Raw genomic sequence first — 14,822 nt, 5'->3', positions numbered from 1 at the left:
GCGCCTCGAGCCGTTCGGCGAGGCGCGCCGCGGTGTCGCGGAGGTCGGTGGCGTGGTCGTCGGCCGCCCGGCGGGCCCCGCGCTCGATGTCGGCGTCCCGTGACGCGACGTCGTCGTACATCGTGTCGGGGCTGCCCGTCAGGGCCACGTCGCACACGCGGACGAGGGCGTCGGCGTTGCGGGCAAGGTGCGACAGGACGTGGCCACGGGACCAGCCCTGGCACAGGGACGGCGCGAGGACGGCGTCGTTGCGGAACGACGCCGCCGTCGAGACCAGGCGGTCCGTCTCGGCGGCGACCAGCTCGGGTGTCACGTCAGCGTGCCGCATGCGTCGCCTCTCTCGTCTCCACCTTCGCCGCCTTGGCCAGCGCCAGCGCGGCGCCGACCAGCGTCAGGTGCGAGAAGGCCTGGGGGAAGTTGCCCACCATGCGCTTCCCGATCGGGTCGTACTCCTCGGACAGGAGTCCGACGTCGTTGGCCAGGCCCACGAGCCGGTCCATCAGCTCCGTGGCCTGCGTCGTCATACCCGCTCGCGCGTACGCCGTCACGAGCCAGAAGGAACACGCGAGGAAGGGGTGCTCGTCACCCGCGAGGCCGTCGACGCCCGTGTCGGTCCGGTAGCGCATGACCAGCCCCCCGCGCATCAGGTCGGCCTCGACCGCGGCGATGGTGCCGAGCATCCGCGGGTCGTCACCGTCGACGAGGCCGATCGACGACAGCGTCAGCAGCGACGCGTCGACCTCGGTGGTGTCGTAGTGCTGGACGAAGGTGTTCCGCCGGGCGTCGAACCCCTTCGTCAGGACCTCGTCGCGCACCTGGTCGCGCAACTCCCGCCACTGCTCGACCGGGCCGTCGAGACCGTGCTGCTCCACGGCCCGGACGGCGCGGTCGAAGGCCGCCCACACCATGGCGCGCGAGTGGGTGAAGTGCCGCTTCGGGCCACGGATCTCCCACAGGCCGTTGTCGGCCTCCTCCCAGTGCTCGGTGAGGTGGTTGATGAGGGACCGCTGGAGGTGCCACGAGTCGGCGGTCTCCTCGAGCCCGCGCGCCCGCGCGTGGTCCAGCGAGATGAGGACCTCGCCGAGCACGTCGGTCTGTCGCTGGTCGACGGCGGCGTTGCCGACGCGCACGGGGCGCGACGCGGCATACCCCGGCAGGTGCTCGAGCACGCGTTCCGGGAGGTCGCGTCCACCGTCGACGCGGTACATGATCTGCATGTCCTCCGGATCGCCGGCGACGGCCCGCAGCAGCCAGTCGCGCCACAGCGCGGTCTCGTCGAGGTAGCCGCAGCCGAGGAGCGCCTCGAGCGTCAGCGCGGCGTCGCGCAGCCAGCAGAAGCGGTAGTCCCAGTTGCGCTCGCCGCCGAACTCCTCGGGGAGGGAGGTCGTCGGCGCCGCGACGATGCCGCCGGTCCGCTGGTGGGTCAGACCGCGAAGGACGAGGAGCGAGCGCGTCACGGCCTCGGCGTACGGGCCCACGTAGTCGCTGTGGGCGGCGTACACCTCGCTCCGCGCGATCGTCTCGCGGATGCGGGCCCGGACCCGCAGCGGCGGAGGGATGGCGTCGTGGCTGCGGAACCACGTCGTCGAGAAGGTGAGGATCTGGCCGGCCGTGACGTCGAACTCGTCGACGTGGTGGCCGTCCCTGGCGTGGGGGAGCCGCGCGCCGCGGAGCACGAGCATGTCGGGGCCCGCGATGGCCGTGATGATCTCGTCGGTGCGGTCCTTGCGGTCGTCGGTGTGCCGGGCCACCCACGGTCGCGTGCGGCCGTAGTTGAACCGAACCGTCCACTCGTGGACCACCCGGACCGTGCCCTCCAGGCCCTCGACGCGGCGCAGCAGGTCGGAGCGACCGTCACCGAGGGGCATGAGGTCGGTCACACGGATCCGCCCGGTGGGGGTCTCGTGGGTCGTCTCCAGGACGAACGAGTTGCCGACGTACCTGCGGGTCGTCACCGCGTCGGGGTCGGCCGGGGCGATGAGCCAGCGCCCGTTGTCGGGCGTGCCGAGCAGCGCCGCGAAGCAGGCCCGGGAGTCGAAGCGGGGCAGGCAGAGCCAGTCGACCGAGCCGCGACGGCTGACGAGGGCGGCGGTGCCGAGGTCTCCGAGCACGGCGTAGTCCTCGATCGGCGGCGGCACGTGCTCACTCATGGGATCGAGTATGCCGTCCCGCCGGGGCGAGCGCGGGAGGCGCGGGAGGCGTGTGGGCGAGGTGGACGGGAGGTGTCCGCAGGCGCGTGGCTTGTCCACCCCTGCGCCGCCGATGAGGGGACTGTCGGTGACCCCACCTAGCATGATGCGCGTGACTGCTACACCCACCGGCAACGCCCACTCCCTCGTCGTCCGCGGCGCGCGCGAGCACAACCTGCGCGACGTGTCCGTCGACCTCCCCCGAGACAGCCTCATCGTCTTCACCGGACTCTCGGGGTCGGGCAAGTCGAGCCTCGCGTTCGACACCATCTTCGCGGAGGGGCAGCGTCGCTACGTCGAGTCGCTCTCGGCCTACGCCCGGCAGTTCCTCGGGCAGATGGACAAGCCCGACGTGGACTTCATCGAGGGTCTGTCGCCCGCGGTCTCCATCGACCAGAAGTCGACCAACCGCAACCCGCGCTCGACGGTCGGCACCATCACCGAGGTCTACGACTACCTCCGGCTGCTCTTCGCCCGCGCGGGTCGGCCGCACTGCCCGGTCTGCGGTGARCCGGTCACCCGCCAGTCCCCGCAGCAGATCGTCGACCAGCTGCTGACGCTCGAGGACCGCACCCGGTTCCAGGTGCTCGCCCCCGTCGTGCAGGGGCGCAAGGGCGAGTTCGTCGACCTCTTCTCCGAGCTGCAGACGAAGGGCTTCTCGCGAGCCCGTGTCGACGGCGAGGTCGTCTCGCTCACCGAGCCGCCGGCCCTCGAGAAGCAGAAGAAGCACACCATCGAGGTCGTCGTCGACCGTCTCGTGGCCAAGGGTGACGACAGCGGCTCCAAGCGTCGCCTCACCGACTCGGTCGAGACCGCGCTCGGCCTCGCCGGGGGGGTCGTCATCATCGACTTCGTCGACCGGGACGCCAAGGACAAGGAGCGCGAGCGGCGCTTCTCCGAGAAGATGGCGTGCCCCAACAACCACGCCCTGGGCATGGACGAGATCCAGCCGCGGTCCTTCTCCTTCAACTCGCCGTTCGGCGCGTGCCCGGAGTGCACCGGCATCGGCACCGAGCTCGAGGTCGACCCCGAGCTCGTCGTGCCCGACGACGACCTGTCGCTCGCCGAGGGCGCAATCGCGCCGTGGGCGCAGGGCTCCGGCTCGGCCGAGTACTTCCAGCGCGTCATGGGCGCCCTCGCCGAGGACATGAAGTTCTCGATGGACGCGCCGTTCCGGGCGCTGCCGGCGCGGGCCAAGGAGGCCCTGCTCCACGGCCAGAACTACAAGGTCCACGTCAAGTACAAGAACCGCTACGGCCGCGACCGCTCCTACACGACCGGCTTCGAGGGCGTCGTCCCGTTCATCAAGCGCCGTCACTCCGAGACCGACTCGGAGTGGAGCCGCGACCGCTACGAGGGCTTCATGCGCGAGGTGCCGTGCCCCGTCTGCAAGGGCGCGCGACTCAAGCCCGAGTCGCTCGCCGTGCTCCTCGGCGGCAAGAACATCTCCGAGGTCTGTGGGCTGGCCATCAACGAGGCCGCCGGCTTCCTCGACACGGTCGACTTCACGGCCCGCGAGAAGCAGATCGCCGAGCGCGTCATCAAGGAGATCGACGCCCGCCTCGGCTTCCTCCTCGACGTCGGACTCGACTACCTCTCGCTCGACCGTCCCGCCGGCACGCTCTCGGGCGGCGAGGCCCAGCGCATCCGGCTCGCGACGCAGATCGGCTCCGGCCTCGTCGGCGTCCTCTACGTCCTGGACGAGCCGTCGATCGGCCTGCACCAGCGCGACAACCACCGTCTCATCGAGACGCTGACCCGCCTGCGCGACCTCGGCAACACGCTCATCGTCGTCGAGCACGACGAGGACACGATCGCGACCGCCGACTGGGTCGTCGACATCGGCCCGGGCGCCGGTGAGCACGGCGGCCACGTCGTGCACTCGGGGTCCGTCAAGGGCCTGCTCGAGCACCCCGACTCGCTGACCGGCATGTATCTCTCCGGTCGCCGCGAGATCCCCTCGCCGGAGGTGCGCCGCGGCCACGACGGTCGCCAGATCACCGTCTCGGGGGCCCGCGAGAACAACCTGCAGAACGTCTCGGTGAACTTCCCCCTCGGCAACCTCGTGGCGGTCACCGGTGTCTCCGGCTCGGGCAAGTCGACGCTCGTCAACGACATCCTCTACAACGTCCTCGCCAACAAGCTCAACGGTGCGCGGCACGTGCCCGGACGGCACAAGACCGTGACCGGTCTCGACCAGCTCGACAAGGTCGTCCATGTCGACCAGAGCCCGATCGGACGCACGCCGCGGTCGAACCCCGCGACCTACACCGGCGTCTTCGACAACATGCGCAAGCTCTTCGCCGAGACGACCGAGGCCAAGGTGCGCGGCTACCAGCCGGGCCGATTCTCCTTCAACGTCAAGGGTGGCCGCTGTGACGCCTGCTCGGGCGACGGCACGATCAAGATCGAGATGAACTTCCTGCCCGACGTCTACGTCCCCTGCGAGGTGTGCCACGGGGCGCGCTACAACCGGGAGACGCTGGAGGTGCACTTCAAGGGCAAGACGATCGCCGACGTGCTCGACATGCCGATCGAGGAGGCTGCCACCTTCTTCGAGGCGGTCCCCGCGATCGCGCGCCACCTCAAGACCCTCAACGACGTCGGCCTGGGCTACGTGCGCCTCGGTCAGCCGGCGCCGACCCTCTCCGGTGGCGAGGCCCAGCGCGTCAAGCTCGCGAGCGAGCTGCAGAAGCGCTCCACCGGGCGCACCGTCTACGTCCTCGACGAGCCGACCACCGGCCTGCACTTCGAGGACATCCGCAAGCTCCTCGACGTGCTCCAGGGCCTGGTCGACAAGGGCAACACCGTCATCGTCATCGAGCACAACCTCGACGTCATCAAGAACGCCGACTGGATCATCGACATGGGGCCCGAGGGTGGCTCCGGTGGTGGCATGGTCATCGCCGAGGGCACCCCCGAGCACGTCGCCGAGGTGGCCGCCAGCCACACGGGCCGCTTCCTCAAGCCCATCCTCGAGCGGACCGCGCGCACGACGGCCCGCGGCACGACGCGCCCCCGCGCGAAGAAGGCCGAGAGCCCGGCGGGCTCACAGCGAGCTGACGGCAAGAGCACAACGACGTCCCGCACAGTGAAGTCGACGGCGACCGGACGCGCACGCGCAAGCGCCACCACGGCCGCTGCGAAGAAGACCACGTCGAGCACCACCGTCAGCAAGACGCGGTCCTCCACCACGACCCGGAAGAAGAACGCATGACCGAGGGCACGCACCACGCCGCGTCGGACCGCGGGCTCCACGAGCGGGTCGGCGACCTCACCGACCGTCGCGGCGTCCTCAAGGTCGTCGGTGTCGTCGTCGGCGCCGGGGCCCTGGCCGCCTGCAGCAGCCCGAGCGCCGCCCCGTCATCGGACGGGGCCTCGCCGGCGTCTGCCAGCACCCCGACGTCCGAGATCCCGGTCGGGGGCGGCAAGGTCTTCGCCGACAACCAGACCGTCGTCACCCAGCCGACGGCCGGCACCTTCAAGGCGTTCGACGCGGTGTGTCCCCACCAGGGGTGCATCGTCGGGTCCGTCGAGGGCGGGCAGATCATCTGCCCCTGCCACCAGAGCCATTTCGACGCCGCCACCGGCAACGTCGTCTCCGGTCCCGCGCCCACGGGCCTCACGGCCAAGAAGATCACGGTGACGGGCGGCACCTTCTCGGTCAGCTGAGGCGCCGTTCGGCGGCGTCGGTGGGCCGACATAGGGTGGGAACGTGGCGCACCCGACGACCTACCGACCGAAGCCGGGGGAGATCCCGACCGACCCGGGCGTCTACCGTTTCCGCGACGCGCACGGCCGGGTCATCTACGTCGGCAAGGCCAAGTCGCTGCGCCCGCGACTGTCGTCCTACTTCCAGGACATCACCGCCCTGCACCCGCGCACGGCCACGATGGTCACGACCGCTGCGTCGGTCGAGTGGACCGTCGTGCGCACCGAGGTCGAGGCGCTCCAGCTCGAGTACTCCTGGATCAAGGAGTTCGACCCGCGCTTCAACGTCAAGTACCGCGACGACAAGTCCTACCCCTTCCTCGCCGTCACGATGGGCGAGGAGTTCCCCCGGGCCCAGGTGCTGCGCGGCGCGAAGCGCAAGGGCACCCGCTACTTCGGTCCCTACGGCCACGCGTGGGCGATCCGCGAGACTCTCGACCTGCTGTTGCGCGTCTTCCCGGTGCGCACCTGCTCCTCCGGCGTGTTCAAGCGCGCGGCCGCGAGTGGGCGGCCGTGCCTGCTCGGCTACATCGACAAGTGCTCGGCGCCCTGCGTGGGGCGGGTCACGCCCGAGGAGCACCGCGCCATCGCCGAGGACTTCTGCGACTTCATGGCCGGCAACACGACCCGTTTCGCAAAGCGGCTCGAGACCCGGATGAAGCAGGCGGCGGCCGAGCTCGACTTCGAGCAGGCCGCACGCCTGCGCGATGACATCGGCGCCCTGACCAAGGCGCTCGAGAAGCAGACCGTCGTCCTCGGCGACGCCACCGACGCCGACGTCTTCGCCCTCTCCGACGACGACCTCGAGGCCGCGGTCCAGGTCTTCCACGTCCGAGGCGGTCGCATCCGTGGCCAGCGCGGCTGGGTCGTCGAGAAGGAGAGCGAGGACGTCCCGACGCTCGTCGAGCACCTGCTGCTGCAGGTCTACGGCGACGCCGATCGCGACGCGGTCCCGCGCGAGGTGCTCGTGCCCACCCTGCCCGCCGACGTCGACGCCGTCACCGAGTGGCTGTCGTCGGTGCGGGGCTCGGCCGTCAGCGTCCGGGTGCCCCAACGCGGTGACAAGCGCACCCTGATGGAGACCGTGCGGCGCAACGCCGACCAGTCGCTCGCTCGGCACAAGGTGGCCCGGGCCGGCGACCTGACCTTGCGCAGCAAGGCGTTGCAGGAGCTGCAGGACTACCTCGGCCTCGACGACGCCCCGCTGCGCATCGAGTGCTACGACGTCAGTCACGTGCAGGGCACCAACGTCGTCGCCTCGATGGTGGTCTTCGAGGACGGTCTCGCGCGCAAGAGCGAGTACCGCCGTTTCATCGTCCGAGGGGCCGCCTCGGGTGACGACGGCGCCGAGCCCGTCACCGTCGACGACACGGCCGCGATGCGGGAGGTCCTGACCCGCCGGTTCCGGCGCTACCTCGAGGACGCCGAGGGGGCGGGCGACCTCGACCTGTCCACGGGGGTCGTCGGAGGCTCGTCCAACGGCTCGTCCAACGGTTCCAACGGCTCCTCCGATGACGATGACGACGAGCCCACCGCCTCCGGCCCGATCGACCCCGAGACGGGCCGCCCGCGACGCTTCGCCTACCCGCCCAGCCTCATCGTCGTCGACGGCGGACTGCCGCAGGTCAACGCGGCGCAGGCGGTGCTCGACGAGCTGGGTATCGAGGAGGTGGCCCTCGTCGGCCTCGCCAAGCGTCTCGAGGAGGTGTGGTTGCCCCGGGAGGACCACCCCGTCATCCTCCCGCGCACGAGCGAGGGCCTCTACCTGCTGCAGCGGCTGCGCGACGAGGCCCACCGGTTCGCCATCACCTTCCACCGCCAACGCCGGTCCAAGGCCATGACGACGTCCCAGCTCGACGGCATACCCGGGCTGGGCGCCAGTCGCCAGAAGGCGCTGCTGCGCGAGTTCGGTTCCGTCAAACGTCTCCGCACGGCGGACATCACGGACATCATGGCCGTACCGGGCTTCGGCCGGTCGCTTGCAGCGGCGGTCGTCAGCCACTTGGCTGAGGGTGCACCCCAGGAGCCAGCCGTGAACCTCACGACGGGAGAAGTGCTCGAATGACCGCCGACAGCAGGCCCGCCCCCCAGACATCCCTGGCCGATGCCCCGATCGTCATCGTCACCGGGATGAGCGGCGCCGGCCGCAGCACGACCGCCAACGTCCTCGAGGACCTGGGCTGGCTCGTCGTCGACAACCTGCCTCCCCAGCTGCTCAGCCATCTCGCCGAGCTGCGCGACGAGGCCCGGGCGCGCAACCCCGAGGCGCACCTGCAGCAGGTCGCCGTCGTCGTCGACGTCCGCGCCGGGGGGTGGTTCGCGCAGCTCGAGCACGCCATCGGGGCGGCCCGGGCCCGCGGCGAACGACCCAGCCTGGTCTTCCTCGACGCGACCGACGAGGCGCTCGTGCGGCGGTTCGAGAGCGTCCGCCGCCCACACCCGCTGCAGGGCGACGGCCGGCTCCTCGACGGCATCCAGCGCGAGCGCGAGCTGCTCCTCGACCTGCGCTCGACCGCCGACGTCGTCATCGACAGCTCTGGCCTCAACGTCCACCAGCTGAGCGCCAAGCTGTCCTCGCTCTTCGCCGGCGACCGGCGCGTGCAGCTTCGCATCGCCGTCATGTCGTTCGGGTTCAAGTACGGCCTGCCGCTCGACGCCGACGTCGTCTTCGACATGCGCTTCCTGCCCAACCCGTACTGGGTCCCCGAGCTGCGGGCCCTGACCGGACGTGACACCCCGGTCAGCGAGTTCGTCATGCGTCAGGAGGGTGCCGACGAGTTCCTGAGCCGGGCCGGCAGCCTGCTCGACACGATGATCGACGGCTACGTGCGCGAGGGCCGTCGCTACGTCACGGTGGCCGTCGGGTGCACGGGTGGCAAGCACCGGTCCGTGGCGATCGCCGAGGCGCTGAGCGGGCGGCTCCGCGGGCGCGACCGCGTCGACACCTTCGTCGTCCACCGGGACCTAGGCCGGGAGTGACCGGGACCTTCTCCGTGCCGACTCCACGCCCGTCCCTCGGCTCGCCACACCAGCGCCGCATCGTCGCGCTCGGCGGTGGCCACGGGCTCGCCGCTGCCCTGACCGCGCTGCGGCTGCTGACCGACGACGTCACGGCGGTGGTGACGGTCGCTGACGACGGYGGCTCGAGCGGCCGCCTGCGCGAGGAGTTCGACGTCCTGCCGCCGGGCGACCTGCGCATGGCGCTGGCGGCGCTCTGCGACGACAGCGACTGGGGCCACACCTGGCGCGACGTGCTGCAGCACCGCTTCGCCGGGACGGGCGACCTCAAGGGCCACGCGCTCGGCAACCTCATGATCGTCTCCATCTGGGAGCTGCTCGGCGACACCGTCCAGGGGCTCGACCTCGTCGGACGTCTCCTGGGCGCCAGGGGGCGGGTGCTGCCGATGGCCGCCGAGCCGCTCGAGATCGTCGCCGAGATCCGCGGCCACGATCCCGACCGCCCCGAGGAGACGGTCGAGGTGCGGGGACAGCACCGGGTCGCGTCGTCCCCGGGCATCGTCTCCTCGATCGGCATCGTCCCGACCTGTCCCCAGCCCTGCTCCGAGGCCCTGGCAGCCGTGCGCGAGGCCGACTGGGTGATGCTCGGCCCCGGGTCGTGGTTCACCTCGGTCATGCCCCACCTGCTCGTCCCGGCCCTCGCCGATGCGCTCGTCACGACGTCCGCCAGACGCCTGCTCAACCTCAACCTCGAGGTGCACATGGGGGAGACCCGCGACTTCCGGGCCGAGGACCACCTCGCCTCCTTCGCGGCCAACGCCCCCGACGTGCGCCTCGACGTCGTCCTCGCCGACCCCAGCGTCGTTCCCGACGACGCGTCCCTGCGGGCCGCCGCGGCCGAGCTCGGCGCCGAGCTCGTCGTCTCGCCCGTGGCGGCCAGGGGCGAGCCCGGTGTGCACGACCCCCTGCGGCTCGCGGCTGCGCTGCGCGACGTCATCTCCTGACACGCCCTGACGCGACCGGACGCGACCGGTCCAGTCAGCCGGATCGGACCGGCGAAACGGCTCCCACGGGCCCGGTGCGGCGTTCGGTCCGGTTCGTTTGCACCACCTCTCGCCGACCGAGCCGTCACGACCCGACGACGTATGCCGTCCCGCGGGCTCGGCGACACGGCATACGAGAGCGTGGGAAAACGGACTGACGGCCGAGCCCCGGCCCCTCGGGCGCGAGGGTGCTTGATCGGGGTGGCAGGATGGCGCCCATGGCCATGACAGCAAAGGTGAAGGACGAGCTCTCGCGCCTCGAGGTGACCAAACCCTGCTGTCGCAAGGCCGAGGTCGCCACGATGCTCCGTTTCGCCGGCGGCCTTCACATCATCGGGGGACAGATCGTCGTCGAGGCGGAGCTCGACACCGCGAATGCCGCGCGACGCCTCCGTCGCAACATCGCCGAGGTCTACGGCCACAAGAGCGACATGCTCGTCCTCGCCGCGGGCGGACTGCGACGGGGCTCGCGCTACGTCGTCCGTGTCGTCGAGGAAGGTGCGACCCTGGCGCGCCAGACCGGGCTCATCGACACCCGCGGTCGCCCGGTCCGCGGTCTGCCGCCCAAGGTCGTCAGCGCGGCGACGTGCGACTCCGAGGCGGCGTGGCGGGGCGCCTACCTGGCTCACGGCTCGCTCACCGAGCCGGGCCGCTCGTCGGCCCTCGAGGTGACCTGCCCGGGGCCCGAGGCCGCGCTGGCCCTCGTCGGTGCAGCCCGGCGGCTCGGCATCCAGTCCAAGGCCCGTGAGGTCCGCGGCGTCGACCGCGTCGTCATCCGCGACGGTGACGCCATTGGAGCGATGCTGACCCGCCTCGGGGCCCAYGACGCCGTGATGGCGTGGGAGGAGCGCCGGATGCGGCGCGAGGTGCGGGCCACGGCCAACCGGCTCGCCAACTTCGACGACGCCAACCTGCGCCGCTCCGCGCGTGCTGCCGTCGCCGCAGGGGCACGGGTCGAGCGCGCCATGGAGCTGCTCGGGGAGGACATCCCGGACCACCTGCGCGAAGCCGGCGTGCTTCGGCTCGAGCACAAGCAGGCGAGCCTCGAGGAGCTCGGCCAGCTGGCCAAGCCCCCGATGACCAAGGACGCCGTCGCCGGCCGCATCCGACGACTGCTCGCCATGGCCGACAAGCGCGCCGAGGAGCTCGGGGTGGCCGGCACCGACGCGAACCTCACGCCCGACATGCTGGAGAGCTGAGCCGGTTCGGTGACCGCCCGACCGCTTCGTCGGACGGCCTCTCGCGCGCTGAGCGGATGCCCACCCAGCCCTGAGACTGCCGCCTCGCCGGGGACGGTCACGCACTAGGGTGGATGTGATCACGGTCGCAACGGGGCGGCCCGAGGTCTGGCTTTTCCGTCCGAAACAGTCTCACCGAAGAGGTGCACAGCAGTGACCGTTCGCGTTGGTATCAACGGCTTTGGCCGCATCGGCCGCAACTTCTTCCGCGCCATCGTGGCGTCCGGAGCCGACATCGAGGTCGTGGCCACCAATGACCTCATGGACAACAAGACCCTGGCCCACCTGCTCAAGTACGACTCGATCCTGGGCCGCTTCCCGGGTGAGGTCACCTACGACGACACGTCGATCATCGTGGACGGCAAGGCGATTCGCGTCTTCGAGGAGCGCGACCCGGCCAACATCGACTGGGCCGGCGTCGGCGCCGACATCATCGTCGAGTCCACGGGCTTCTTCACCGACGCGCAGAAGGCGAAGGCGCACATCGACGGCGGCGCCAAGAAGGTCATCATCTCGGCCCCGGCCAAGAACGAGGACATCACCATCGTCATGGGTGTCAACCACGACCTCTACGACGCCGCCAAGCACACCGTCATCTCCAACGCCTCGTGCACGACGAACTGTCTCGCGCCGATGGCGAAGGCGCTCAACGACGAGTTCGGCATCGTCAAGGGCCTCATGACGACGATCCACGCCTACACGCAGGACCAGAACCTGCAGGACGCGCCGCACAAGGACCTCCGTCGGGCACGCGCCGCCGCCCTGAACATCGTCCCCACGACGACCGGCGCCGCCAAGGCCGTGTCGCTCGTCCTGCCCGAGCTCAAGGGCAAGCTCGACGGCTACGCCCTCCGAGTCCCCGTGCCCACCGGCTCGGCGACCGACCTGACGTTCGAGGCCGGCCGCGAGACCACGGTCGAGGAGGTCAACGCCGCGGTCAAGGCCGCCGCCGAGGGCCCGCTCAAGGGCTTCCTCGTCTACACCGAGGACGAGATCGTTTCCAAGGACATCGAGACCGACCCCGCGTCGTGCATCTTCGACGCCGGCCTCACCAAGGTCATCGGCAACCAGGTCAAGGTCGTCGGCTGGTACGACAACGAGTGGGGCTACTCCAACCGCCTCGTCGACCTCGTCGCGCTCGTCGGCACGTCCCTCTGAGCCACCCGGCCACCGTCCCCGGCGCTCCTGTGCGAGCACCGGGGACGGTGGCCGAACTCGTGTCATCCGGGCCCGGCTGACTTCCCAACTGACGAAGAGGCATCACGCGTGAAGACCACCAGCGACCTCGGGGACCTGCGCGGCAAGCGCGTCCTCGTCCGGTCCGACCTCAACGTGCCGCTCGACGGCTCGACCATCACCGACGACGGGCGCATCCGCGCCTCGGCCCCGACGATCAAGGGCCTGGCCGACGCCGGCGCCCGCGTCATCGTCTGTGCCCACCTCGGCCGGCCCAAGGGCGCCCCCGAGGCCAAGTACTCCCTCGCGCCGGTGGCGAAGCGCCTCGGCGAGGTGCTCGGCGCCGACGTGGTGTTCGCCGAGGACACCGTCGGTGACGACGCCAAGGCCAAGGCGGCCGCCCTCCAGGACGGCCAGGTGCTGGTCCTCGAGAACCTCCGTKTCAATGCCGGCGAGACCGGCAAGACCGACGAGGAGCGGGCCGACTTCGCCGGTGAGCTCGCTTCCCTCGCAGACGTGTTCGTCTCCGACGGCTTCGGGGTCGTGCACCGCAAGCAGGCCTCCGTCTACGACGTCGCCCGCCTGCTCCCGCACGCGACGGGCGACCTGGTGTCGACCGAGGTCGACGTCCTGCGCCGCCTCACCCAGGACCCGGAGCGGCCGTATGCCGTCGTGCTCGGCGGCGCGAAGGTGTCCGACAAGCTCGGCGTCATCGGCAACCTCCTCGGCACCGCCGACCGTCTCCTCATCGGCGGTGGCATGGTCTTCACCTTCCTCGCGGCCCAGGGCCACGAGGTGGGCAAGAGCCTGCTCGAGGCCGACCAGATCGACACGGTCAAGGGCTACCTCGACCGCGCCGACAAGGAGGGCGTCGAGATCGTCCTGCCCGTCGACGTCGTCGCGGCCGACGCGTTCAGCGCCGACGCCGCCCACGAGGTCGTCGCGGCCGACGCGATCCCGGCCGACCGGATGGGCCTCGACATCGGACCCGAGTCCAGCGCCCTGTTCGCCGACAAGCTCGCGGACTGCCGCACCGTCTTCTGGAACGGGCCGATGGGCGCCTTCGAGATGGCGCCCTACGCCGCCGGCACCAAGGCGCTCGCGCAGGCCCTCGTCGAGGTGACGAGCGCGGGCGCGCTCACCGTCGTCGGCGGTGGCGACTCCGCTGCGGCCGTGCGCCAGCTCGGTTTCGCCGACTCGGACTTCGGCCACATCTCCACCGGCGGCGGTGCCAGCCTCGAGTACCTCGAGGGCAAGGAGCTGCCCGGTCTGACCGTGCTCCAGGAGGGCGACGCCTGATGGCGAAGAACACCAAGCCGGTCGGGCGCGTGCCGCTCATGGCCGGCAACTGGAAGATGAACCTCGACCACCTCCAGGCGACGCACCTCGTGCAGAAGCTCGACTGGACGCTGCGCGACGCGAAGCACGACCACGCGGCCGTCGAGGTCGCCGTGCTCCCGCCGTTCACCGACCTGCGCTCGGTCCAGACCCTCGTCGAGGGTGACAAGCTCGACCTGAAGTACGGCGCGCAGGACCTGTCGCCGCACCCGTCCGGTGCCTACACCGGCGACATCTCGGGCGCCTTCCTGGCCAAGCTCGGGTGCACCTACGTCGCCGTGGGACACAGCGAGCGACGCGAAGGACACGCCGAGACCGACGCGGTGGTCAACGCGAAGGTCAAGGCGGCATACGCCCACGGCCTGACGCCGATCCTCTGCTGCGGCGAAGGGCTCGACGTGCGCAGGGAGGGGCGTCAGGTCGAGCACGTCCTGGCGCAGCTGCGCGAGAACCTCGACGGTGTGACCAAGGAGCAGGCCGCGTCGATCGTCATCGCCTACGAGCCCATCTGGGCCATCGGCACCGGCGAGGTCGCGACCCCCGACGACGCGCAGGAGGTGTGCGCGGCGATCCGCACGCTGCTCGCCGAGCTCTACAGCGGCGACGTCGCCGACGGTGTCCGCGTCCTCTACGGCGGCAGCGTCAAGGCGAACAACGTGGCGGCGATCATGGCCCAGGAGGACGTCGACGGCGCCCTCGTGGGCGGCGCGTCGATCGACCCCGCCGAGTTCGCGTCGATCTGTCGCTTCCGCGACCACCTCGCCACCTCTTGAGCAGCCCCGACGGYCGGACGGCCTCCGAGAGGTCCGTTCGGCCGTTGGGCCCTCGGGCAGGTMTCCTTGCCCGAGCCCCGGAACATGTGGGGGAGGGGCCGACCGGCCCCACCGACCCCCGGGACCCCGACGATTTGGAGTGACCACGTGGATGCGGTTCGCATCGTGCTGCAGGTCCTGCTGGTGCTGTCCAGCCTGGTCCTGACCCTGTTCATCCTGCTGCACAAGGGCAAGGGTGGCGGCCTGTCCGACATGTTCGGCGGGGGCATGTCCACGTCGCTCGGAGGGTCGTCGGTCGCCGAGCGCAACCTCGACCGCTTCACCGTGGCCGTGGCCTCGGTCTGGGCGGCATCCATCATCGGTCTGGGCCTGCTGGCCCGCTTCGTGAGCTGAGAG

The 14,822-nt window shown here is 70.9% G+C and carries 12 protein-coding genes; 10 read left to right on the top strand and 2 right to left on the bottom strand.

Features of this window, described 5'->3' with window-relative positions; translation table 11 throughout:
- Positions 1 to 328, bottom strand: a 328-nt coding sequence (locus tag AC1DP0_RS01880) for a maleylpyruvate isomerase family mycothiol-dependent enzyme (RefSeq protein WP_478082200.1), incomplete at its 3' end; no start/stop codon positions are given.
- On the bottom strand, positions 315 to 2,150 hold the full coding sequence (locus AC1DP0_RS01875) for a glycoside hydrolase family 15 protein (protein ID WP_478082199.1): 1,836 nt from the start codon (positions 2,148 to 2,150) through the stop codon (positions 315 to 317). The genes AC1DP0_RS01880 and AC1DP0_RS01875, both read right to left, overlap by 14 nt.
- Before the next feature lie 142 nt (positions 2,151 to 2,292).
- Here AC1DP0_RS01875 and uvrA point away from each other — a divergent pair, with 142 nt between their 5' ends.
- The 10 genes from uvrA (at position 2,293) to secG (ending at position 14,819) form a co-directional block, all read left to right on the top strand.
- Entirely contained in the window at positions 2,293 to 5,406 is a 3,114-nt protein-coding gene (uvrA, locus tag AC1DP0_RS01870; RefSeq protein ID WP_478082201.1) for an excinuclease ABC subunit UvrA, read from the top strand.
- A complete protein-coding gene (locus tag AC1DP0_RS01865) occupies positions 5,403 to 5,861 on the top strand; it encodes a Rieske (2Fe-2S) protein (RefSeq protein ID WP_478082198.1) in 459 nt (152 codons plus the stop codon). The genes uvrA and AC1DP0_RS01865 overlap by 4 nt, the downstream gene beginning before the upstream one ends.
- Before the next feature lie 43 nt (positions 5,862 to 5,904).
- Positions 5,905 to 7,965 carry an excinuclease ABC subunit UvrC gene (gene uvrC / locus AC1DP0_RS01860; protein ID WP_478082197.1) on the top strand — a complete coding sequence of 687 codons (2,061 nt, stop codon included), beginning with the start codon at positions 5,905 to 5,907 and terminating at the stop codon, positions 7,963 to 7,965.
- The gene (gene rapZ, locus AC1DP0_RS01855) at positions 7,962 to 8,879 is read left to right on the top strand and encodes an RNase adapter RapZ (protein ID WP_478082196.1); all 918 of its coding nucleotides are present in this window, start codon (positions 7,962 to 7,964) and stop codon (positions 8,877 to 8,879) included. Before uvrC ends, rapZ begins: the two co-directional genes overlap by 4 nt.
- Before the next feature lie 14 nt (positions 8,880 to 8,893).
- Positions 8,894 to 9,862, top strand: coding sequence for a gluconeogenesis factor YvcK family protein (locus AC1DP0_RS01850; RefSeq protein ID WP_478082195.1), 969 nt, complete (start codon positions 8,894 to 8,896; stop codon positions 9,860 to 9,862).
- A gap of 257 nt (positions 9,863 to 10,119) precedes the next feature.
- Complete coding sequence (whiA, locus tag AC1DP0_RS01845) at positions 10,120 to 11,100, top strand: DNA-binding protein WhiA (protein ID WP_442278076.1); 981 nt, start codon at positions 10,120 to 10,122, stop codon at positions 11,098 to 11,100.
- Positions 11,101 to 11,292: 192 nt separating this feature from the next.
- On the top strand, positions 11,293 to 12,297 hold the full coding sequence (gene gap / locus AC1DP0_RS01840; protein ID WP_478082194.1) for a type I glyceraldehyde-3-phosphate dehydrogenase: 1,005 nt from the start codon (positions 11,293 to 11,295) through the stop codon (positions 12,295 to 12,297).
- Between the two features lie 108 nt (positions 12,298 to 12,405).
- Positions 12,406 to 13,614, top strand: a complete 1,209-nt coding sequence (locus AC1DP0_RS01835; protein ID WP_478082193.1) for a phosphoglycerate kinase — start codon at positions 12,406 to 12,408, stop codon at positions 13,612 to 13,614.
- Positions 13,614 to 14,426 (top strand): triose-phosphate isomerase, encoded by an 813-nt coding sequence (gene tpiA, locus AC1DP0_RS01830; RefSeq protein WP_478082192.1) that lies wholly within the window; start codon positions 13,614 to 13,616, stop codon positions 14,424 to 14,426. The genes AC1DP0_RS01835 and tpiA overlap by 1 nt, the downstream gene beginning before the upstream one ends.
- Positions 14,427 to 14,573: 147 nt before the next feature.
- On the top strand, positions 14,574 to 14,819 hold the full coding sequence (gene secG / locus AC1DP0_RS01825; RefSeq protein WP_344947380.1) for a preprotein translocase subunit SecG: 246 nt from the start codon (positions 14,574 to 14,576) through the stop codon (positions 14,817 to 14,819).
- Positions 14,820 to 14,822: the final 3 nt, after the last annotated feature.

Source organism: Terrabacter sp. P5_B1 (assembly GCF_056400505.1).
The sequence above is the reverse complement of the archived record's forward strand: the minus strand, read 5'-3'. Positions and strand labels throughout refer to the sequence as shown.